19 protein-coding genes are annotated in these 21204 nt (G+C 66.1%); 5 read left to right on the top strand and 14 right to left on the bottom strand.

Features of this window, described 5'->3' with window-relative positions:
* Positions 1-932: ubiquitin-like domain-containing protein (locus tag ABZW16_RS31740; RefSeq protein ID WP_354959773.1), on the bottom strand; the 932-nt coding region annotated here is incomplete at its 3' end.
* A 264-nt stretch (positions 933-1196) separates the two neighbouring features.
* Positions 1197-2033 (bottom strand): TatD family hydrolase, encoded by an 837-nt coding sequence (locus ABZW16_RS31745; protein WP_354959774.1) that lies wholly within the window; start codon positions 2031-2033, stop codon positions 1197-1199.
* 181 nt (positions 2034-2214) lie between these two features.
* Here ABZW16_RS31745 and metG point away from each other — a divergent pair, with 181 nt between their 5' ends.
* Complete coding sequence (gene metG / locus ABZW16_RS31750; RefSeq protein ID WP_354959775.1) at positions 2215-3774, top strand: methionine--tRNA ligase; 1560 nt, start codon at positions 2215-2217, stop codon at positions 3772-3774.
* A gap of 63 nt (positions 3775-3837) precedes the next feature.
* Here metG and ABZW16_RS31755 read toward each other — a convergent pair whose 3' ends face one another.
* Positions 3838-4590: an isocitrate lyase/phosphoenolpyruvate mutase family protein gene (locus ABZW16_RS31755; RefSeq protein ID WP_354959776.1), complete on the bottom strand. Its 753-nt coding sequence runs from the start codon at positions 4588-4590 to the stop codon at positions 3838-3840.
* Between the two features lie 87 nt (positions 4591-4677).
* A complete protein-coding gene (gene rsmI / locus ABZW16_RS31760) occupies positions 4678-5529 on the bottom strand; it encodes a 16S rRNA (cytidine(1402)-2'-O)-methyltransferase (protein ID WP_354959777.1) in 852 nt (283 codons plus the stop codon).
* Positions 5530-5762: 233 nt separating this feature from the next.
* Between rsmI and ABZW16_RS31765 the strand changes: the two genes are divergently transcribed.
* A complete protein-coding gene (locus tag ABZW16_RS31765; protein WP_354959778.1) occupies positions 5763-7364 on the top strand; it encodes a phospholipid carrier-dependent glycosyltransferase in 1602 nt (533 codons plus the stop codon).
* Positions 7365-7404: 40 nt separating this feature from the next.
* Here the strand turns inward: ABZW16_RS31765 and ABZW16_RS31770 are convergent, their stop codons facing one another.
* Together ABZW16_RS31770 and arcA are read right to left on the bottom strand one after the other, a co-directional pair.
* The gene (locus ABZW16_RS31770) at positions 7405-7764 is read right to left on the bottom strand and encodes a GntR family transcriptional regulator (protein WP_354959798.1); all 360 of its coding nucleotides are present in this window, start codon (positions 7762-7764) and stop codon (positions 7405-7407) included.
* 7 nt (positions 7765-7771) lie between these two features.
* Positions 7772-9079 (bottom strand): arginine deiminase, encoded by a 1308-nt coding sequence (arcA, locus tag ABZW16_RS31775; protein WP_354959779.1) that lies wholly within the window; start codon positions 9077-9079, stop codon positions 7772-7774.
* A gap of 109 nt (positions 9080-9188) precedes the next feature.
* Here arcA and soxR point away from each other — a divergent pair, with 109 nt between their 5' ends.
* Positions 9189-9674: a redox-sensitive transcriptional activator SoxR gene (gene soxR / locus ABZW16_RS31780; RefSeq protein WP_354959780.1), complete on the top strand. Its 486-nt coding sequence runs from the start codon at positions 9189-9191 to the stop codon at positions 9672-9674.
* Here soxR and ABZW16_RS31785 read toward each other — a convergent pair.
* From ABZW16_RS31785 to ABZW16_RS31815, 7 genes are all read right to left on the bottom strand, one after another.
* Positions 9643-10521, bottom strand: a complete 879-nt coding sequence (locus ABZW16_RS31785; RefSeq protein ID WP_354959781.1) for an SDR family oxidoreductase — start codon at positions 10519-10521, stop codon at positions 9643-9645. The genes soxR and ABZW16_RS31785 overlap by 32 nt on opposite strands.
* Before the next feature lie 114 nt (positions 10522-10635).
* On the bottom strand, positions 10636-11763 hold the full coding sequence (locus ABZW16_RS31790) for a glycosyltransferase (protein WP_354959782.1): 1128 nt from the start codon (positions 11761-11763) through the stop codon (positions 10636-10638).
* 419 nt (positions 11764-12182) lie between these two features.
* Positions 12183-14000: an EAL domain-containing protein gene (locus tag ABZW16_RS31795; protein WP_354959799.1), complete on the bottom strand. Its 1818-nt coding sequence runs from the start codon at positions 13998-14000 to the stop codon at positions 12183-12185.
* 67 nt (positions 14001-14067) lie between these two features.
* The gene (locus tag ABZW16_RS31800) at positions 14068-16221 is read right to left on the bottom strand and encodes an Rv1355c family protein (RefSeq protein WP_354959783.1); all 2154 of its coding nucleotides are present in this window, start codon (positions 16219-16221) and stop codon (positions 14068-14070) included.
* Positions 16218-16982, bottom strand: coding sequence for a hypothetical protein (locus ABZW16_RS31805; protein ID WP_354959784.1), 765 nt, complete (start codon positions 16980-16982; stop codon positions 16218-16220). The genes ABZW16_RS31800 and ABZW16_RS31805 overlap by 4 nt, the downstream gene beginning before the upstream one ends.
* Before the next feature lie 256 nt (positions 16983-17238).
* Positions 17239-17673 carry an effector binding domain-containing protein gene (locus ABZW16_RS31810; RefSeq protein WP_354959785.1) on the bottom strand — a complete coding sequence of 145 codons (435 nt, stop codon included), beginning with the start codon at positions 17671-17673 and terminating at the stop codon, positions 17239-17241.
* Between the two features lie 64 nt (positions 17674-17737).
* The gene (locus ABZW16_RS31815) at positions 17738-18181 is read right to left on the bottom strand and encodes a GyrI-like domain-containing protein (protein WP_354959786.1); all 444 of its coding nucleotides are present in this window, start codon (positions 18179-18181) and stop codon (positions 17738-17740) included.
* A gap of 240 nt (positions 18182-18421) precedes the next feature.
* On the opposite strand from ABZW16_RS31815, the gene ABZW16_RS31820 reads away from it, so the two are divergent.
* Positions 18422-19711, top strand: a complete 1290-nt coding sequence (locus ABZW16_RS31820) for an amidohydrolase (protein ID WP_354959787.1) — start codon at positions 18422-18424, stop codon at positions 19709-19711.
* A 30-nt stretch (positions 19712-19741) separates the two neighbouring features.
* Positions 19742-20461: a uracil-DNA glycosylase gene (locus ABZW16_RS31825; protein WP_354959788.1), complete on the top strand. Its 720-nt coding sequence runs from the start codon at positions 19742-19744 to the stop codon at positions 20459-20461.
* Between the two features lie 35 nt (positions 20462-20496).
* On the opposite strand, the gene ABZW16_RS31830 is transcribed toward ABZW16_RS31825, so the two are convergent.
* Positions 20497-21177, bottom strand: a complete 681-nt coding sequence (locus ABZW16_RS31830; protein ID WP_354959789.1) for a hypothetical protein — start codon at positions 21175-21177, stop codon at positions 20497-20499.
* Positions 21178-21204 lie beyond the last annotated feature (27 nt).

Genomic DNA, 21204 nt, shown 5'->3' on the forward strand with positions numbered 1-21204 from the left:
GCCCAGTTACCGGTGGATTCGCAGCGGGCAAGCGCATCCCAGATCGCACCGTCGCGTACGGGCGGCACCTCGGTGCCGGGCTTGACGCCCTTGCGAACGGTCTTGGGCTGCGCGGTCACCGTGACAGTGGCGGAGACCGACTGTCTGCTCACCTCTTCGCCGTTGACCATGGTGACCGCGAAGGTGACGTCCTGCACCCCGGGCGCGCCGGGACTCTCCACCACCGACCGGCTCATATTCATGGTCGTATCCTCGATCACATTCTCCGGCGGATCCAGCGGCATCGTCTCGACCTTGTTCTCGATGCGCTTGCGGGTCACCACGATGCGCAGCCCATCGGTGAGCGGGGTGGTCGGCGCGGGCTCGACACTGTCCTGCTGGATCAGCGGAATGCCCGCGACGGCAAGGAAATCACCGACGGTCGGCGCGGCCAGCCGGACGTCGACGTAATTACCGATGCCGTCGAGCAGCGATACCGAGCGCGGGCTGGCGATCTGCAATGCCGCGCCCTCCAGCGGCAGCCGCTCGGTGCGGGCCGGGGAGACGTAAACCTCGCGGGGCAGATGCAGCTGATCGACCACATCGCCCGCAGTCAGGCCAGTGGACCACACCTTCTCGACCTTGCCGTCCAACGACAGCGCGACCTCACGGGCCCGGTTGAAGGTGATGGTGGTGCCATCGGTAATCGTCGCGGCCAGCGCGGGCCGGACCAGGTCGCGGTCGTTCACATCGAATCCCGCGGCCTTCAACACTCCGCCGACATTGGGCGACATGGTGGTCTGGGTCATCTGTTCGCCATCCACGACGACCGTGACCGTCTTGCGGTTCACGATCGCCATCGCGGCACCGACGATCAGTGTCACCAGCAGCGCCGCAACCGCCGCGTACAGCAGCGGCGAGCGGGACTGGTTGATCCTCGTGAATGGAGACATGGTCACAGCACGATAACGAAGGGGTCAGGGGTCGACAACCGCAGACTTATGAGCGGCGGGTTTCAATATCACAAATCAATATCGACACCGCAGGTAAATCACAAAACGTGCCGAGTGAAGTGACCTAGAACACACACGCCCATCCAGCCCCCTTGCACATTGGCGGAGGCTTCGAATGTCGGCGTCCGAACAAGATCGCAAAAACGGCTGCTCGCGCGCTGCCGCGAGAACTCACGTTCGACCTTGAACAGAAATGCAATCGATTCAGATACCGTAAATGCGGCGGGCGTTCGCGGTGGTTATTTTCGCGAGCTCCACCGGGTCCTGTTCCCGCAATTCCGCGAGGGCGCGCGCGGTGTACGGCAGGCAATACGGTTCATTGGGCGCACCGCGGAACGGATGCGGAGTCAGATACGGCGCATCGGTCTCCACCAGAATCTGGTTGTCGGGCACCACCTTGGCGGCCTCACGCAATTCGTGGGCGTTCTTGAAACTCACCGTCCCGGAGAAGCTGAGGATGTAGCCCTCGGCCACGCACGACATCGCCATATTGGCGTCAGAGGAAAAGCAATGGAAGATCACGGTTTCCGGCGCGCCCTCGTCCAGCAGCACCGTCAGCAGATCGTGATCGGCCTCGCGGTTGTGGATCATCAGCGGTTTGCGCAGGCGCTTGGCCAGGTCGATATGCCAGCGGAAGCCCTCGACCTGATCCTCGATATCGGCGCAGCCCTCGAGCTTGCCCGGCCAGTAGTAATCGAGTCCGGTCTCCCCGATCGCGACGACGCGCGGATCGGCGGCCAAACGCTCCAGCTCGGCCTTGGTTGCGTCATCGAGCGCATTTGCCCGCGTCGGATGCAGGGCGACGGCGGCGAACACCCGGCGGTCCCAGTTCGCGGCCTGTACGGCCCACTGCGCGGCGGCCAGATCGTCGGCGACGGTGACCACCTGGCCGACACCGACCGCGGCCGCGCGGTCCACGATCACGGCCGTCGACTCCGCATCGGTCGCCCCGCAGGCGTCCAGATGCGTATGCGCGTCCACCAGCGGCGCGAGCGGATCCGGCAATTCCGGCGCTGCTCGCTTGGCGCTGCGCTCGCTCATCGGCGGGCTCCAGTGCGGTAGTACACCGACGCCGGGCGGCGGTCATCGTCTCCGGGGATATTCACGTGAGCGTCGGAATCCACGCGCACTACAGTAGATGCACCATGAGCGAGCGTAGCGAGCGAATCAAAGACACGGGCGCCTCGCGCATGATGGAGCCGAGCGCCAGCGAGGTGAAGTCATGAGCGAAGCCGACCGCCCCGCCTTCTACATCACCACGGCCATCGCCTACCCGAACGGTGCGCCGCATATCGGGCACGCGTACGAGTACATCTCGTCCGACGCCCTCGCCCGCTTCAAGCGGCTCGACGGATATGACGTCTTCTTCATGACCGGCACCGATGAGCACGGGCAGAAGATGCAGCAGACCGCGGTCGCGGAGGGCGTGCCGGTGGAGGAGCTCGCCACCCGCAACTCCGATGTGTTCGAGGCGATGGACAAGCGGCTCGATGTGTCCTTCGACCGCTTCATCCGCACCACCGATGACGATCACCAGGTGGCCAGCGCCGCGATCTGGGAGCGGATGCTCGCCAACGGCGATATCTACCTGGACAACTACTCGGGTTGGTATTCGGTGCGCGACGAGGCGTTCTACACCGAGGAAGAGACGACGCTGCTCGAAGACGGCACCCGGATCTCGACCGAGTCGAAGACGCCGGTTACCTGGACCGAGGAGTCGAACTACTTCTTCCGCCTGTCGAACTACCAGGACAAGCTGCTCGCACTCTACGACGAACATCCCGAATTCATCGCGCCCGCAACGGCTCGCAATGAGATGGTGAGTTATGTGAAGGCGGGTCTGAAGGACCTGTCCATCTCGCGCACCACCTTCGACTGGGGCGTGCCGGTGCCCGGCCATCCCGATCATGTGATGTACGTATGGGTGGATGCGCTCACCAACTACATCACCGGCGTTGGCTTCCCGGATACCGAATCGGCTGCGTTCCAGCAGTTCTGGCCCGCCGACGTGCACATCATCGGCAAGGACATCACCCGGTTCCACACCGTGTACTGGCCCGCATTCCTGATGTCGGCCGGGATCGAGTTGCCGAAACGCGTTTTCGTGCACGGGTTCCTGTACAACAAGGGCGAGAAGATGTCCAAGTCGGTCGGCAATGTGGTCGACCCGCTCGCGCTGGTCGATGAATACGGCGTCGACGCGCTGCGCTTCTTCCTGCTGCGCGAGATCTCCTACGGTCAGGACGGCAGCTATAGCCACGAGGCGATCGTCGGCCGGATCAATACCGATCTGGCCAATGAATTCGGAAATCTGGTGCAGCGCAGCCTGAAGCTGGTCGCACGCGACTGCGGCGGCGTGGTGCCGACGCCGGGCGAATTCACCGACGCCGACCGCGCCCTGCTCGACCGCGCGAACGAGCTGTTGGCGCGCTGCCGCACCGAATTCGACAGCCAGCAGATGCATCTGGCGCTGGAGGCGATCTGGCTGACCCTCGGCGAGGCGAACAAGTACTTCTCCGCCGAGGCTCCGTGGGCACTGGCCAAGACCGGCACCGAGGAATCGCTGGCCCGCGAGGCCACGGTGCTGTACGTGACCATCGAGCTGCTGCGCATCGTGGCCATCCTGGTTCAGCCGGTCATGCCCGAATCCGCGGGCAAGATCCTCGATCTGCTCGCCACGCCGAAGCGGACGTTCGCCGATATCGCAACGCCGCTGGTCCCCGGCACCCCGCTGCCGGAGCCGGTGGCGGTCTACCCGCGCTACGTCGAGCCGAAGAAGTAGCCCCGCCCGAGCACGACAGAGCCCCCGAACTTCACGAGAAGGTCGGGGGCTCTTCGCACTCGCTTACTTCCAGCGCTCGAGCAGACGGTTGATCTCGGTGGTCAGCGCCGATTGGAGCAGGGGCCCGAAGCTGATTCGGCCGACGCCCTGATCGGCGAACACGGCCCGATCGGATTCGCCGGGCAGCCCGACCATGCTGATCGGCCGCGGCAGTTCACTGGTCAGCCGCCGGATATCGGCGTCGGCACGCACGCCCGCCGGGAACAGCGAGTCGGCGCCCGCCTCGGCGGCCAGCCGCAGGCGTGCGATGGCACGGTCGACACGGTCGCTATCGGCGCCGTCCTGGCGCATGAACAGGTCGGTGCGGGCATTGATGACCACGTGCACGCCCGCGGCATCGGCGAACTGCCGCAGCCCGTGCACCAGATGGGCATGCTCCTCGGCGGTGCGCAGCCGACCGCCCTCGCTGTGCACCGTGTCCTCGATATTGAGACCGATCGCGCCCGCCTCCAGCAGACCTTCGATCAACTGGGCGGGCTCGAGGCCGTAACCGGATTCGATATCGACCGAGACCGGAACTTCGACGGCATCGGTGATCTGCCGGACGCGGGTCAGCAGCTCCGCGAACGTCATACCTTCCTTATCGCTGCGCCCGATCGAATCGGCGACCGGATGACTCCCCAGGGTCAGCGCCGAAAACCCGGCCGCCACAGCAACATTCGCCGACCACGCGTCCCATACCGTCGGAAAGACGCCGGGATCGCCGGGGATATGCAATTCGAGAAACGCCTTCGCCTTGCTTTCCAAAGAGGTCATGACACCGATCATCGTCTCGACCGTGATCGATGGCACTATGACACTCCCCATCCGGTTGCCCGGGAGTGTCGACGATGGCGCGCCGCACTACGAACTGTCGCCGCCATTGCGGCGGGAAGTCAGGACCGCGTCGTAGAGTTCGCGCCGCGAGACCCCGGTTTCCGCCGCCACCTGCGCACAGGCGTCCTTGAGGCGGATACCTTCGGCGGTCAGCGATTCGACCTCCTCGACCAGGTCGGCGGGATCGGCCGAGATCGGCTGCGCGCCTTCGAGGACAACGGTGATCTCGCCGCGCGCCCCGTCGACCGCCCAGGCGGCGAGTTCACCGAGGTTGCCGCGGACGACCTCCTCGTAGGTCTTGGTCAGCTCCCGGCAGACCGCGGCGCGCCGGTCCGGACCGAGCACCTCGACCGCATCGGCCAGGCACTCGGCCAGACGGTGCGGCGCCTCGAAGAATACGCAGGCCCGCGGCTCGGTGCGCAAGGTGCGCAACCACTCCCGGCGCTGGCCGGATTTGCGTGGCGCGAATCCGTCGAAGCAGAACCGCTCCACCGGAAGCGCGGACAGGGCCAGTGCGGTGGTCACCGCCGATGGGCCCGGCAGACAGGTGACCGGGAGCGCGCGCTGCACGCAGGCGACCACCATGCGATAGCCCGGATCGCTCACCGACGGCATGCCGGCATCGGTCACCAGCAGCACGGTGCGACCGCTCTCGATCTCATCGAGCAGCGCCGGAATCTTCGCGGCTTCCACATGATCGTCGAAGCGCACCACCCGTCCGGTGATCTCCACCGCGAGCGCCTTCGCCAAGCTGCGGGTGCGCCGGGTGTCCTCGGCCGCGACGATATCGGCGGATCCCAGCGCTTCACGCAGCCGTTGCGACGCATCGCCGATATCCCCCATCGGCGTCGCCGCGAGCACCAACCGACCCGCCGTCACCTCGCTCCTCCGCCTCCCCGGATCTTTTGCCGGTCCTCGCGATTCTGTCATCACGCGAAAATGAATCCCGTGTCGGGTAATCACAACCGATGCCGACACGCAGGCGGACTCGCCGCACCCTGATCTGCGGGTGGTGCTCGCGGATCCGCTCGACCGCGGTTCGAGGTGTGATTCCAGTTGCGGCGCGCAAACCGGTGCGGGTCTCGATGGCGCGCACAGCATACGATCGGGGCGTGACCCAGGTGACCGACCAGCGCGCGACCGTAGCCAAGGCCGTGCCCTCTTGGTCGAGCCCCGCACCACTGCGGCCAACGCCCGATTTCGGGCCGCTCGACAAGATGCAGGGGTGGGTGGTCACCGCCGTCCTCACCACGATCGCCGGCCTGACCCGGTTCATCATGCTGGACTATCCCACCGACGCGTACACCCCGGTCTTCGACGAGAAGCACTACGCGCCGCAGGCCTGGCAGATCCTCACCGGCGGCGGCGTCGAGGACAATCCCGCATACGGGCTGGTGGTGCATCCCCCGATCGGCAAACAGCTGATCGCGATCGGCGAGTGGATGTTCGGCTACAACGGCTGGGGCTGGCGGTTCAGCGCGGCGCTGGCGGGCACGGTGCTGGTGCTGCTGGTCATCCGGATCGTGCGGCGGATGGCACGTTCCACCATGATCGGCGCGATAGCGGGAATTCTGCTGATCGCCGACGGACTCACCTTCGTCTCCTCGCGCATCGGCATGCTCGACATCTTCATGGCGGTGCTGGTCACCGCCGCATTCGGCTGTCTCATCGTGGACCGCGACGAGGTCAGGGCCCGAATCGCCCTGGTGGACTACCAGGGTCGGATCGACGCGAGCGAATGGGGTCCGCGACTGGGGGTGCGCTGGTGGCGCTTCGGTGCCGGAGTGCTGCTCGGACTCTCCTGCGGCACAAAGTGGTCCGGCATGTACTTCATCCTCGCGTTCGGCATCATGAGCGTCTGTTTCGACGCGGCAGCGCGGCGCACCTACGGTGTGCGCCGCCCATGGGTCGGCACGGCGGTGCGCGATATCGGGCCCGCGCTGTACGCGCTGGTGCTGATCCCGCTCGGGGTGTACCTGGCCAGCTACTGGGCCTGGTTCTCGAGTGAGGACGGGGTGTTCCGGTACGCGGTCGGCAATCAGGTCGGTCGCGACGGACCGTGGTCGTTCCTCCCGAATGCCCTGCGCTCACTGTGGTATTACAGCGGCGAGACGCTGCGCTTCCACGAGGGCCTGACCAATTCCGCGGGTAACCATCACCCCTGGGAATCCAAGCCGTGGACCTGGCCGATGGGGCTGCGGCCGATGCTCTACTACTACGCCGATAACGGTGTCACCGGCTGCGGTCAGACCCAGTGCGTCAAGGCCGTCATGCTGATCGGCACCCCGGCGATCTGGTGGATCGCATTCCCGGTGCTGGCCTGGATGCTGTGGCGCAGTGTGGTCCGCCGGGACTGGCGCTATGCCGCGATCCTCACCGGCTACGGCGCCGGACTGGTGCCCTGGTTCTTCACCCTCGATCGCCAGATGTACTACTTCTACGCCGTGCCGTTGGCCCCGTTCCTGGTGATGGGGATCGCGCTGGTCTGCGGCGATATTCTCGGCCCTGCCCGCTCGACGCCGATACCGCGCAGTCCCGCGGGCACCTATCTGCCCGCGGTACCGAGCGAGCAGCGCAGCCTCGGACTCCTCGCGGTCTGCATCTATCTCGGTCTGGTGATCGCCAACTTCATCTGGCTCTGGCCGATCCTGACCGCCCTCCCGATCACCCCGGGCAACTGGCACGACCATCTCTGGTTGCCCAGCTGGCGCTGAGGCCGCGTCTCGACCGACGTACCGGCCCCGCGACCTGCGGCTAAGTCTCCAGAGCCGACTTGACGTACCGCAGCGCCGCTTCGTCATCGAGGCCGAGGCGTCGAATGGTGGCGACGTAGTCGGTCGCCGCCCGACCCGCCAGATCCTTGGTCGGATCGCCCGAGGATGCGATGAAAGAGCCCTGTCTGCCCCGGGTTTCGACCACCCCGTCGGCCTCGAGTTCCCGATAGGCACGGGCGACGGTATTCGGCGCGAGCCCGAGCTGCGCGGCGAGGGCACGCACGGTCGGTATCTTCGTGCCCGCCGTCAACTCTCCCGAGCGCACCTGCGCGATGACTCCGAGCCGCAGCTGCTCATAGGGCGGAATCGACGAATCATGGGTAACGGTAATGGTGAACATCGCAGGCTCACACATCATCTCGCGACAGTGGGCAGGACATGCACCGCGGTCCGCCGCGTCCGGAACCCAACTCAGAGCCCGGGATCCGCAGCACCTCGATGCCCGCATCCTCGAGCCGGGTATTGGTCATATCGTTGCGCTCGTAGGCGACAACCACGCCGGGCGCGAGCGCCAGGGTGTTGTTCCCGTCGTCCCACTGCTCGCGTTCGGCGGTGATGACATCGAGTCCGGTATCGATGACCCGCAGCTTGCCGATGCCCATCGCCTCGGCGGCCGCCGGCAGGAACGGATCGGGACCGCGCACGCTCACCCTGGCCTGGTCGTTGCGGCCGCCATAGTCGTCCTCGCGATGAATGGTGAACGCGCACAGCGAATCCCGGACCGCCGGATACATCACGACGGCATCGGTGTCGACCATGGTGCAGACGGTGTCCAGATGCATGGTCGCCCGGTTCTGCGCGATCGGGACGACCAGCACGGTGTGCGCGAGATCGTCGTCGAACAGACTGCGCGCCAGCGCTTCCGCGCCCGCGGGCGAGGTGCGCTCACCCACGCCCACCGCCACCACCCCCGGCGCGAGCAGCAGCACATCACCGCCCTCGATCGGCGCGGTATGCGATTCGTAGGCCCGCCGCACCCCGAGGAAGCGCGGATGGAACGCATAGATCAGATCCGTCAGCGAGGTCTCGCGCATCCGGGCGGGCAGGGCGAGTGAGGTGATCGCCACCCTCGGGCCGACCCAGAAGGACGAATCCCTGGTGAACAGCAGATTCGGCAGCGGATCGATGACGAAGTCCGCGCCGTGGTGCATGCGGCGCACCAGCGAGGTGTTGTCACCGCCGAAGGGCAGTTCATCGAAGGTCATCCCGGACATCAGGATGTTGGCCAGATCCCTGGCCCGGACGCCACGCAGGAAGGCCGCGAGTTCGTCGGCCAGGGTATGGCCGAGTTTGCGCGCGTCGACGGCCCCGGAGATGCCCTGGATGCGGGCGGCGCCGCTGACCGAAAGGGTTTCGGCGAGCAGATCCGCGAGCAGCAGCACCTCGACGCCGCGCCCGCGCAGTACGCCGCTGAAGGTGTCGTGCTCCTGCTGGGCCCGCTCGACCCAGGGGATGCCGTCGAAGAGCAGTTGATCGTTATTGCGCGGAGTCAACCGCCGCAGCTCGTCGCCGGGCCGATGCAACAGCACCGTGCGCAGGGTGCCGACCTCGGAGGTGACCGCTAGCCGCCCGCCCGGTTCACCGACACCACCCAGCCCACTGCCCGCTTCGTCCGCACCGCCTTCGTGCCCCGCCCGCACCGCGTCTGCTCCCATGATCCGACCGTAGTTCGCCGAGGGCGTAAGAGCACGCAATTGGGTGTGCCCGATTCTCACCCCAGCACACCCTAACCTGAAGTATTGTTCAGGTGAATGGAGGAGCGTGATGTCGACAACCGATTGGCGGGCGAAGGAGCTGACCCCCGGGCAGCTGTCCGAGCGTAGCGGAGTAGCGGTCTCCGCGTTGCACTTCTATGAACGCGAGGGTCTCATCACGAGCCGTCGCACGAGTGGAAATCAACGCAGATACGCGCGCGAAACGCTGCGCCGCGTCGCCTTCATTCGCATCTCGCAGCGGGTCGGCATTCCGTTGAGCGAAATCCGCGCCGCCCTTGACAAACTCCCCGAGGGCCGCACGCCGACCCGGCGCGACTGGGAAACCCTGTCCACCACCTGGCGCGCCGACCTCGACGACCGCATCACCCAGCTGACTCGCCTGCGCGATAACCTGACCGGCTGCATCGGCTGCGGCTGCCTCTCGCTCGGCAGCTGCCGACTGGTCAATGAACACGACCGCCTCGGCGAGCAGGGTCCCGGTGCCCGGGTACTCGATGTGACGCTCAATTGCCCTTCGAAACCAGCAGTCTGTTGAACCGATCACCGATGCGGCGCATGAGGAATTCGTACGGATAGGCGAATTTGCGCGCCCACCAATAGCCGAAACGCACATCGAAAGAGGTGTAGATGAGGAACTGATTGCGCTCGATACCGCGAAGTATCACCGCCGCAACATGTTCCGGCGTAACGGCGTGTTCGGTGAACGCGGCGGTGAGTCGCTGGATCCGCCTGTCCTGCTTGTCCACACCGACGAGTTCGAAGGTCTGCACCAGGGGCGTATTCACCGCGCCGGGCACCACCAGATGCACTGAAATGCCGTGGCGCTGTAAGTCGAATCGCAAAACCTCGGAGACACCGCGGATGCCGTACTTGGCCGCACTGTAGGCGGCATGCCATGGCAGTGCCAGGATTCCGGCCGCCGATGAGACATTCACCAGTGCCCCACCGCGTTTCGCACGGACCATCGGCGGTACGAAGTTCTCGATCACGTGGATCGGGCCCATCAGGTTGACGTCCACCATCTTTCGCCAATGCCGGTGCTCGAGATTCTCGACCGTGCCCCAGGTGGAGGTGCCCGCGATATTCATCACGATATCGAGACTGTCGAATTCGGCGTGCACATCGGCCGCGAATGCGGTGACCGCGTGATAGTCGGTGATATCGAGGGCACGCGACGCCAGGACCACACCGCCCGCCTCCTTGATGGTGCGCACCGTATCCTCCAGCCCTTCGGCATTGATATCGGTGAGCACCAGTTCGGCTCCGGCCGTTGCCGATGCCAGTGCGGTCGCCCGGCCGATTCCGCTCGCCGCCCCGGTAACGAGCACCTTCGCGCCCCGCACTGTCTTCCCGCGACCAAAGCCAAGCACACCGGATCCCATCTCGAATAGCGTGAATCGGTGCTCCGCACGTTACGCGGCGAACGCGCTGCCCTGAAGCCCGGGCGAGGTTTAGAGTTCGGAACCGACCCGCCCGCGACACGCCGGGGTTTCGAACTACCGCCCCAGCACCGCCAGCATCCCCGCGACGGCTCGCGGCCAGGTGAACTGCTCGGCCCGGTTGCGCGCCGCCTTCCGGCGCCCGGCGGTCGGCAGTGCGAGCACATCGGTGACCGCCTGGGCGAATGCGGACGGCCGATCGGCGGCGACCGCACCGCATTCGGCGGTCACGATATCGGCGAGCGCCGAGGACCGGCTCGCGACCACCGGGGTGCCCGCGGCGAGCGCCTCCAGCGCGGCGAGGCCGAATGTCTCGTGCGGACCGGGCGCCAGTGAAACATCGGCGGTGGCGAGCAGCTTTGCCACCATGGCCCGGTCGGTGATGAATCCGGTGAAATGTACGGCGGGCAGCCCGCCCGGCAGCGGCGCCAGAGCGCGCGCCCGGCGCTCCAAAGCCTCCCGCCGCGGCCCCTCCCCCGCGACGACCAGCCGGGCCTCCACGCCGGCCTTCCGCAGCGCCCCGATGGCCTCGATACTGCGATCCACCCGTTTCTCCACCGACAACCTGCCGCAGTGCACCAGCAGCGGATGTCCGGGTACGCCGAGATCGGCACGTAGTCGGTAATCGCGGCGGCGCGGACTGAACAACTCCAGATCCACCCCCAGCGGCACCAGTTCGACATTGGGCGCATCGATGCGCAGGAACTCCGCACGCGCGAATTCCGTTGTGCAGACCACGATGTCGTAGTCATCGGCGGTGCGGCGATTGGCGATATCGGCGCAGCGGCGCGCCACCGGCCCGGGCATGACCTGGCCGAGTAGTCGGTCCAGGCGTTCATGGGAGATCATGACGCTGGCCACGTCGCGGGTGCGCGCCCAGCGCCCGAAGCCACGCAGCGTCAGCCGATCCGATACCTCGAGCACATCCGGCCGCAGCCCGGCCAGCACATCGGCCACCCGCCGCGGATCCGCCGCTCGATATCCGCCGGTCCACGGAATGGCCAAGGCGGGCAGGGTTATCCGCACCGCTCCGGTCGGCAGTATCTCCTCGGCCCGGCGCCGTCCGGGCACAATGAGCACCACCTCGTGCCCGGCGGCCACATAGCCCTCGCCCAGATGATGCAATGCGGTGCGCAGCCCACCCGACCGCGGACCGTAGAAGTTCGCCAGTTGCACGATGCGCACATCGCCGATCGTGCAGCGAATCGGGTTCCCCCCGGAACCCATGCGCCCAACGGCGCGTGAACACCCGTGAAAGACCCTGCTAACGGGCACGCCCTGGCGCATTCGGACAGCCGGGTATGCCCGCCCACTCCCTATTCATCCAGATCGCACCACACCCGGATGAGTCCATGAACTGAGTCCCCGTCCACGGCTCGCGCCTGTTCGGCCCGAACGCGAACCCATCTCCCGCGAAGCGGACCAGAAGCAGTAGTTCGCTGGAGTTGTGCCGATCGTCGTTTGCCAGTTCGACGCATGCACGCCGGAAGTCTGCGGCGGCGTCGGGATGCATCTCCGGAATCTCGCGCAGCCAGCGGTCGAGCGGGGGCACAGGTGCCAGCCCGGCCCGCACCGCAATCCGATCAGCCGCCAGGACCTAGCGGTCACGCCCGCGTCGTACCCCGGCCCGCCCGGGGCAGATCGAGATCCAATGGGATCCGGCCGACGGCCAGATGGGCTTCCACCTCATCGGCGGGCATCGGCCGCGCGATCAGGAACCCTTGGGCCCGATAGCAACCCAAGCCGACCAGGGTGCGCGCGGCCACCGGCGTCTCGACGCCCTCCCCGACCACGCCGAGCCCGAACGACCCGGCCAGCCCGATAATCGATTTCACGATCGCCAAATCGTCGGTGCTCGCGCCGAGGCGCTGCACGAACCCGCGGTCGATCTTCACCGCGTCCACCGGAAGTGCCTTGAGGTGCGAGAGCGAGCTGTAGCCGGTGCCGAAGTCGTCGATGGCGATCTGCACGCCCATCCGCTTGAGCCCGCGCAACGTGACCTGGGTGCGCGCCAGATCCTGCACGACCACATGTTCGGTGATCTCCAGGCAGACTGAACTGCCATCGATGCCGAACAGCCGCAGCATGTCCTCGATCCGCTCCACGAAGTCCAGGCTGACCAGCTGAACGGGCGAAACATTGATCCGCATGACCACATTCGCCGCCAGGCCGCGCCTGCGCCATTCGGCGAACTGGGCGCACGCCGAGCGGATCACCCAGCGCCCCAGTTCACCAGCGAGATTGGTGGCCTCCGCGACCGTGACGAAGGCACCGGGCGGCAGTAAGCCCCTGGTCGGATGCAACCAGCGCACCAGCGCCTCCAGTGCGACGACCCGGCCGGTGCGCAGATCGACCTCGGGCTGATAGTGCAGCAGCAGCGATCCATCCGAGACCGCGCCGCGCAGATTCAGCTCCACATCGTCCTGCAGTTCGAATTGCGCGCGCATGGCGTCGGTGAAGACCGCGACACCGTTGCCACCACCCGATTTCGCCGACAGCAACGCGTGATCTGCCCGGCGCAGCACATCGGCGACCGTGGTCTCACCCGGAATACCCACCGCGACACCGACGCTGGCGCCGCGGCTGACCGATTCCCCGCCAACGGTGACCCGCCGTCCGATGAGCTGCTGGATTCGCGTCGCCTCCAACTCGGCCGCCACCGCGTCCATCGGTTTGGCGGGCACGATGACGAATTCGTCGCCGCCGAGCCGGGCGATCATGTCATTGGGATCGAGATTCTCGCGCAGCCGCGACGAGAGTGTGCGAATGAAATTGTCCCCCGCGGTATGTCCCAGAAAATCGTTGAGCGCTTTGAGCCGATCGAGATCGAGGAAGAATGCGGCCACCGGGCCGGGACTGCCCTGTCGCAGCCGCTCCTCCATATGTTCGAGCAGTGCCCGCCGGTTCGCCAACCCGGTCAGATCGTCGTGCAAGGCGATATAACGTAATCGCTCCTCGGCCACCACGCGCGCCTGCAACTGGGCGAACAGTGCGGCGATCGCCTTGAGCACGTTCAGTTCTCTGGTGCTCCAGTCGCGATCGCCCTGTTTGATGAATCCGAGCACGCCGGTCGACTCACCGCGTGACAGCAGCGGTACGGCGGCCATGGCGACCTGTGGAATGCCCGAGGAGCGCCGGATGGTCTCCTGATAGTCGGCGGATTGCTGCGATGGACGCACAATGATCGGTTCGGTGGCGTATTCCAATTCGCGGAAGACCGAATCCGCGTGCTCGAAATGCACGATCTTCAGCGGGTCCGGATCCGGTACATCACCGCGATGCGGCCACTCCGCGATGAGTACGGTCGCCCGCTGCTCTCTATCGGTGTGGCGTAGGTAGCTGAAATCGACGTCGAAGTGATCGACCAATCTGGCCAGCACACGTTCACTCGCCGCCACCATGGTCGTGGCGTCGACGCCCATCAACTCCGAGGCGACCTGGGTCACCAGTGAGTCGAGCGTTCGCCGAGGCACCTATTCTCCGATCGCGCTAGCTGCGGTTGCCCGCGCCCGGCACTGGAAGCCGCCTGCTGCGGACCGTGGCTGCTGCCGCATAGCTCAGGCGAAGCACCAATGCCATGATCTCATGCCCAGGCACTCCCAGCAGGTCCAGGAAACGGCCCTGAAGTGACGTTAGTGTATCCGCGAAATCCGGGGAAATCCCTCTCAGCTCGTCGGGGTGCCGCGAATAAAGGAATAACGGCGAGACCGGCTGCACCGCGAGACCGAGCCGTTGCGCCTCGATCCAGACCCGCTGCACGGCCGCGCCACCGCGCGCGTAGTCGGTCAATGATACCGATGCGGACCCGGATCGATGCGGAAACGTCACTGCCAGCAGCGCCGAACTCGACCGCACTCGGTCCCGGGTGTACTCGCCGAGCGCGTTCCCGGCGGACCATTCGCGCAACCGATCCATGACATCCGAGCGCACGCCGATCCGGATTTTGGCCTGCTCGTCGGCGGCCAATTCCATACTCCGAATATCGATCCCGGTGCGCGGATCCGCACCGGGCCAACGCAGTTCGCCGAACAGCTCCTGGTGCAGGCGCGGAGTCAGATAGCGGATGCGATCGGATTCGGACAGTAGCGCGGCCACGGCCGCGAGTTGGTCGGGTTTGGTGACGGCACGGACCATTCCGTCCGCGCCGGCGGCCGCTGCACGCAGCGCGGGCAGGATGTGCTCGACCAGCGGTGCGGCCGTGCCGAGGCGGCGGTTCGTCTCGCGGGTGAGCGCGTCCGGATAGTCGCTGGCCAGCGCCGGATCGGTGCTGTCGCCGAGGTGTAGCACCGCGGTCAGCGCGGTGGCGTCGTCCTCGATGAACTCGAAATCGCCGAGTATGCCGTGCGCGGCCGCGGCGGTACGGGCGTTGTAGAGCGCGGCACCGATCGATACCGCGCTGCCGCGATAGCCGATATCCAGTGCCGACGAGCGGGTTCGGGCGAGTTCGATGCGCAGGTTGCTCCCCTCGGCTCGCAGCGACCACGGCTGGGTATTGCCGCCCGACGGGGCACGCTGCGCGCATTCCAGCACCATGTCGACGGCGGTTCCGTTCGATTGCGGCGCAACGCCTTCCAGAGCCGGATATTCGTCGGCCACCTTCTCGCAGCCGGGCTCCGGCTCGGCCAGTTCGTCGAGGCCGCGCTCCAGATCGAATCGGGTCCGCCCCGAGGACAGCTTCTGTCCGAGCCCGATCCGGCGCACCGCCGACGCCACGATGGCCGCACCCAATTGCACATCGCCGCCGAGCTGCGGCCAGGTCGTCACGGTTTCGTCGATCTCGACCAGGCTCGCCGCCATCCGGGCCGAGAGTTCCTTCGGATCCAGGATCCGCATGACATGCGGCGCCTTGTCCTTGGTGGACAACCCGCGTAGATCGGCCCCGACGGTCGCGCCGAGCAGACCATGGAACGGCGGACGGTCCGGTTCGAGGTCATAGCGCTCGACATCGAGCAGCCCGCGATCGCTGGTATCCATCAGCAGCGGAATGCGGTGGCGCCGTGCGCCTTCCCGGACCGCGAACTTGATATCGAGCGAATCGCATTCCTCGACGACGATCGATAGCCCCCGCATGAACTCGTCGACGGTGTCCTCGTCCACACCCGCGGGGTAGACCTCGACCGGCAGATATGGATCGAGTTCGGCGATCCGGCGCGCGGTCACGACCGACTTGTTCACCCCGATATCGAAGATTCCGGCGGGCACCCGATTCAGATTCGACAGTTCGATATCGTCGAAATCGGCCAGGCGCAGCCCGGCGCAGGTGCCCTCCAGGGCCAGCGCGTAGGCGACTGCGTGGCCGACGCTCTGCCCGACCACACCGATCGTCTGACCGGCACAGCGCAGCTGTTCGGCGCGGGTGAGCTTGTTCTGATTGCGGTCCAAACGGATTGCCCGGTACGTCTTTTCGCCGGGCAGCCCGACCAGTGTGCGCCGCCACGGATAGTAAACCCATCGGTCGGTTTCCGGGCCGCCGAGATCCACCGGAGGCCGGCGCACCTTGGCGAGTTCGGCGCGCAGCACATCACGCAGGTCGAGAATGCGGACCTGCGGCGATTTCCGCAATTGCACGAGGATCTGCGCGTCGGCTACGGCCATCTCGTCGAGAATCAACGGGCGGTGCTCCGCGGTGAGGTCACCGTTCATGCCTGCGCCAGTCCTCCGATCCCTGATCCACCCGAGGGAGCCCGACCGTGCGGCGACAGCCAAGCATCCAACGCCGCACGCTCCAGCGCGATCAACGAACTCTGCAACTTTGTGGCTAATGACCGATACGTCCGGGTATCCCACCACATCGAGATGGTCCGATAACGGTCGTCGGGATAGGGCACAGACGGTATCCGATCGGCGACATATCCACCACTCGAGCGGTACAGGCCGACATTCCGCGTGGCAGTGGTGACGAAACCGAATCGGGCATCGAGCAGCCACGCGGCGTGCACGACACAGCGCGACACCGCGGCGGCGAGCGCGGCGCGCTGCTCGGCCGCCCGTGCAACCCAGACCGCTTTCACCTCGACAACACCCCCTGGTATCCGGTCAGCAACCATCGCTCGCAACTCGGCGGCACCGGGGCGACCAGCCCAGGCGCCCAGGGCGCGCACCTCATCGGCGACGCCGTAGGGACCCTGCGCCCGCAATCCCGCGACGACCGCGCCGGTCGAGTCGACAGCGGCGAAGAACAACGATGTCGAGCTGCCGTCGACGACCCTGTCGTATTCCAAAGCGTGATCAACGCCGTAGTGCCGGTAAACCTGCAGCGCGCCATGCAGATAGCGGCGCCACAGATCAGGATGAGCCTGCGGAGTAGCGACATGAAAGGCATAACCGGAATGCATGTCGCGAAACCGCAACACCTCGGCATCGCGCGTGCCCCCGGGGCCGACTGCGATTGTTTCGACAGTCATGGTGTTCCTACTCCATTTGCTACCGCGCATCCGCGCAGTCATCGAGCCGGTCCGGCCAACTCACCAGACGACTCGCCGATCAGGTGAGTTTGCCTAGGGCAGTATCCGTCATCCGACAAGAATTGACCAGATGTCTGGTTAATCTCCCGAAAACTATTTGGGCGGACCGAAATCGCCGCAGGTCAGACGGCTCGAACAAGCCATCGAAAGGAATAGAGAGACCAGTCGGTACTGACAGAGCTAACGTTTGGCAAACTCAAACCAGGATGGAGATGAACAGTTCGACCGACTCCGGCCCACGCCAGATCTCGATCTCTTCACGGTAGGCCCGAGTGATCTCGGCGGAGGCGGTCGCATCGTCGACCTGGGCCCAAACATCCTCGACCGGATCGTGATAATCCCCGTTCGGCTCGAACCGAGCGTAGACACCCTTGGGTACCTTGACCAGTACGTCACCGACCGGAACCGCACTCGGATCCGAGTACTCGAAACAAACAACAGCGTTGTAGTTCCCGGCCGGATCCGGTACATACACCGTATACATCGGCTGGTCGGCGCCCGCGCGGTCGCGCAGCCGATCCTTCAGGAATTCGATCAGATCGCTATTGCTGACCTTGAAGCTCGGACGTACCCGCGGCACCACCAGGCCGCCGTAGATGGCCTCGCGGCGCACCACGATCGCATAGGTCATGGCCGCGCCTCGCTGCCGCTCCGCCGCGAGATGCCCTGTGCCATGGTCGGTTCGCTGCGCTCACTCACCGCGCATCGACCGCCAGGTAGAGATCGATCTTGTACGCGTGCGGATAACACTCGAAGTCACCGCTATAGGTGCGTTTGATCTGGTTGTGCTCTTCGGCATAGGCGATCTGCGTCCACAGGTCGGTCATCACCTGCGGAAAGTTACCGACCGAGGAGAAGCGGGCATAGGTGCCGCGCGGCAGCCGGGCCACCAGGTGACCACGGGTGACATCGCCGAAGGCCGCGCACTCATAGCCGACGATCTGGGTGTTATAGGTGCCGAGTTCACCGCTGTAGTCGGTGTAGGCGCTGGCCAGCGGGCCGCCGAGTTCCTGATGCAGTACCGCCGCCCACGCGGCCTCTAGATCGTGGTCACGCAGTTCCCCGAGCGCACGTTTCGGGCTGCGCACCGGTAGTCCGGCAACCCACGTCTCGTCTCGCTCGACGATTTCAAACTGCATGAAAAGACTCTTTCGAGGTGAATCCGGGGGCGTTGCCCGCATCCGGTCGGCCAGAAAGGCCATGCTATCAACTCGCCCACGGTGGCCAGGCTCACATGTCCGGGTCCCTACCCACCGCGCACGGCCGTGGAACTGGTCGCACGACCTGTACGCAAACGATCGGCTATCGATGCATAGTGGACATGACCGTTTCGTCCATCGCTGCGCGTGTGGCTGCCCAACACAACGAACGGAGTTCAGATGAATGCGGACGCGATCTACGACGAATTGGACAGGCGCGCGGCGGAACTGGCTGATCAGGTCATCCAGTGGCGGCACCACCTGCACCGGCATCCCGAGCTGTCCAACCGGGAGTCGAATACCGCCGCACTCATCGCCGACCACCTACGCTCGCTCGGCCTGGACGAGGTGCGCACCGGCATCGCCGGACACGGCATCGTCGGCGTGTTGCGCGGCGGCGCGGGCGGCGACCGGACGATCGCGCTGCGCGCCGATATCGACGCACTGCCGGTACCCGATCTGTGCGGTGTCGATTTCGCATCGAAGGTGGTGGACAACGACTATCCCGGCGGACCGTACCCGGTCTCGCACGCCTGCGGCCACGACTGCCATACCGCGATGCTGATGGGCGCGGCCTCGGTACTGACCGGCGTGCGCGATCGGCTACCCGGAACGGTGCTGTTCGTCTTCCAACCCGCCGAGGAGGGGCCGCCGGTGGACGAGCAGGGCGGCGCCAAGCAGATGCTCGCCGAAGGCGCACTGGACGATCCGGCGCCGACCATGGCATTCGGCTTCCACGTCACGCCATATCCCAAGGGCTACATCGGATACCGGATCGGCAACCAGTTCGGCGCCTCCTGCCTGGTGAAGATCACCATCACCGGGCACCAGGTGCACGGGTCGACACCGTGGATGGGCGTCGACCCGATGCCCGCCGCCGGCGCCGTCATCACCGGCATCGGCCAGCTCTACCGGCAGATCAGCGCATTCGACCCGTGCACCGTCACCATCGGCCACGTGCAGGATGTGGGCCGGTTCAATATCATCGGGCAGACCGTCACGCTGTGGGGCACCATCCGCTGCGCCGTCGAGACCGATATGGGCGATATCCAGAAGCGCCTCGACACCCTCGCCACGCATTCGGCGCAGGCCTACAACTGTTCGGCGGCGGTCGAATACCTCCAGGATGTGCCCGCCGTGCACAACACCGAGGAGTGGATCGAGGCGGGGCTGCCGACATTCCGGCGCGTCGCCGGGGCCGATAAGGTCACCCCGACCCTTCCGACGCTGGGCTATGACGACGTCGCCGAGTTCGTCAACAAGTTCGGTGGTCTCTATGTGACGCTCGGCGTGCAGGATTCCGAACTGGACCCGAAAACCGGCATGCCGGTCGCCGTTCCCGGTGGCCGGGGTATGGCGATGAACCACAATCCGCACTTCTATGCCGATGACGGGCCACTGGTCACCGGGGTTCGGCTCCATGCGCACGTCGCATACGACCATCTCAGCGGCACGCTGTCACCCAAATGACCGGCCGCACTGTGTGATCGAATACCCATCATGTGCGAGACCATCGCCGAACTAGACGCCGCGGTCGCGGACTGCTTCGCCTGTCCGCGGCTGGTCGCCTGGCGGGAGCGGGCGGCCAGGGAGAAGCGCGCGGCCTACCGCGACGAGACCTACTGGGGCAGGGCGGTTCCCGGCTATGGCCCGGATGACGCTCGGTTACTCGTGGTCGGCCTGGCCCCGGCCGCACACGGCGGCAACCGGACCGGCCGGATGTTCACCGGCGACCGCAGTGGGGATTTCCTCTACGCCGCCATGTACAACGTCGGGCTGACCAATCAGCCGACGGCGGTGCACCGCGATGACGGGCTGCGGCTCATCGGTGCGCGCGTCACCGCACCGGTGCACTGCGCGCCGCCGGACAATAAGCCCACCCCCGACGAACGCGACCGCTGCAGGCACTGGCTGGAAACCGAACTGGGGCTGCTCGCACCGACATTGCGGGCGGTGGTGGTACTCGGTGCGTTCGGCTGGCAGGCACTGCTTCCCGCACTCGCGTCATCGGGCTGGACCGTGCCGCGCCCGCGTCCCAAATTCGGACACGGCGCCCACGTCGTGTTCGCGCCGAGCGCCGCCGGTCGCGCACCGCTGCACCTGTTCGGCTGCTACCACGTCAGCCAGCAGAACACCTTCACCGGCCGACTCACGCCCGAGATGCTCGAATCGGTGCTGACCGCCGCGGCGACCGCCGCTGGCCTGCCCGCCAGCAGCTGATCCTGCGCGGAGAACCGGGGCGAACCGCACCTGGATCAGGACGGCGGCGTGATCTTGGTGATGACGGTGATGCCCTCGCGGAATGCGACACTCACGAACTGCCGGTAGGTGCGCACCGTCGAATCGGGCCGGACCTCGGTGATCACGACATCGAATCGACCGTCGACCATCGGCGTGATCAGGACGCAGTGCTGGGTGCCGAGCGGAACGGATTTGATTCCGGCATCGATCAACTGGATCGCGGACACCCCGGCGTCCGGGCTGGTCAGGGATCGGGCGTCGGAGCCGGATCGGGTTACGTAGTAGGCGTATTGGAAGGCGAGAATCACATCCGGACCCGATTTGGTCGAACCGGTGCCATTACCGCGCACCAGTTGTTCCGTGCGGGTCGGTTCACAGTTCGGGCCGCCGCCGAGCACCGGATCGGTGATCGTCGCGGTCGACTGCCGGGTATTGCTCGCCTCGGCCGTGTACACCAGCACCAGCGCCACCGCGGCCAGCGTCCCGAAGAATGCCGCGCTACCGACCAGCCAGGGCCGATGCCGCGGGCGGCGTTTCCGGCGTGGTGGGCGCGGCCCGGGTAGGACCCGTGGCGCCGGTCCGGGCGGGATCATGCCCGGCCATAGCGGATCGGCCGAACGGTTCCGGCTTCGGCGCATGCCGGTTCGGAACGCGGCGGTATTGCCGTTGGACTCAGCTGCGTTCGACGACACCATGATCTCGCCACACCCCTTTGCCGGTGC

The organism is Nocardia sp. NPDC004604 (genome assembly GCF_040609795.1).
In the GTDB taxonomy this organism is placed as follows: Bacteria; Actinomycetota; Actinomycetes; order Mycobacteriales; family Mycobacteriaceae; genus Nocardia.

Excerpts from the sequence above, each read along its gene's own strand:
- ABZW16_RS31820 (WP_354959787.1), top strand. The coding sequence starts at position 18,422 with ATGAATGCGGACGCGATCTACGACGAATTGGACAGGCGCGCGGCGGAA.
- ABZW16_RS31795 (WP_354959799.1), bottom strand. The coding sequence starts at position 14,000 with ATGGGCGTCGACGCCACGACCATGGTGGCGGCGAGTGAACGTGTGCTG.
- ABZW16_RS31830 (WP_354959789.1), bottom strand. The coding sequence starts at position 21,177 with ATGGTGTCGTCGAACGCAGCTGAGTCCAACGGCAATACCGCCGCGTTC.
- ABZW16_RS31770 (WP_354959798.1), bottom strand. The coding sequence starts at position 7,764 with ATGTTCACCATTACCGTTACCCATGATTCGTCGATTCCGCCCTATGAG.
- ABZW16_RS31745 (WP_354959774.1), bottom strand. The coding sequence starts at position 2,033 with ATGAGCGAGCGCAGCGCCAAGCGAGCAGCGCCGGAATTGCCGGATCCG.
- ABZW16_RS31810 (WP_354959785.1), bottom strand. The coding sequence starts at position 17,673 with ATGACCTATGCGATCGTGGTGCGCCGCGAGGCCATCTACGGCGGCCTG.
- soxR (WP_354959780.1), top strand. The coding sequence starts at position 9,189 with ATGTCGACAACCGATTGGCGGGCGAAGGAGCTGACCCCCGGGCAGCTG.
- ABZW16_RS31805 (WP_354959784.1), bottom strand. The coding sequence starts at position 16,982 with ATGACTGTCGAAACAATCGCAGTCGGCCCCGGGGGCACGCGCGATGCC.
- ABZW16_RS31825 (WP_354959788.1), top strand. The coding sequence starts at position 19,742 with ATGTGCGAGACCATCGCCGAACTAGACGCCGCGGTCGCGGACTGCTTC.
- ABZW16_RS31800 (WP_354959783.1), bottom strand. The coding sequence starts at position 16,221 with ATGAACGGTGACCTCACCGCGGAGCACCGCCCGTTGATTCTCGACGAG.
- metG (WP_354959775.1), top strand. The coding sequence starts at position 2,215 with ATGAGCGAAGCCGACCGCCCCGCCTTCTACATCACCACGGCCATCGCC.
- ABZW16_RS31815 (WP_354959786.1), bottom strand. The coding sequence starts at position 18,181 with ATGCAGTTTGAAATCGTCGAGCGAGACGAGACGTGGGTTGCCGGACTA.
- arcA (WP_354959779.1), bottom strand. The coding sequence starts at position 9,079 with ATGGGAGCAGACGCGGTGCGGGCGGGGCACGAAGGCGGTGCGGACGAA.
- ABZW16_RS31755 (WP_354959776.1), bottom strand. The coding sequence starts at position 4,590 with ATGACCTCTTTGGAAAGCAAGGCGAAGGCGTTTCTCGAATTGCATATC.
- ABZW16_RS31785 (WP_354959781.1), bottom strand. The coding sequence starts at position 10,521 with ATGGGATCCGGTGTGCTTGGCTTTGGTCGCGGGAAGACAGTGCGGGGC.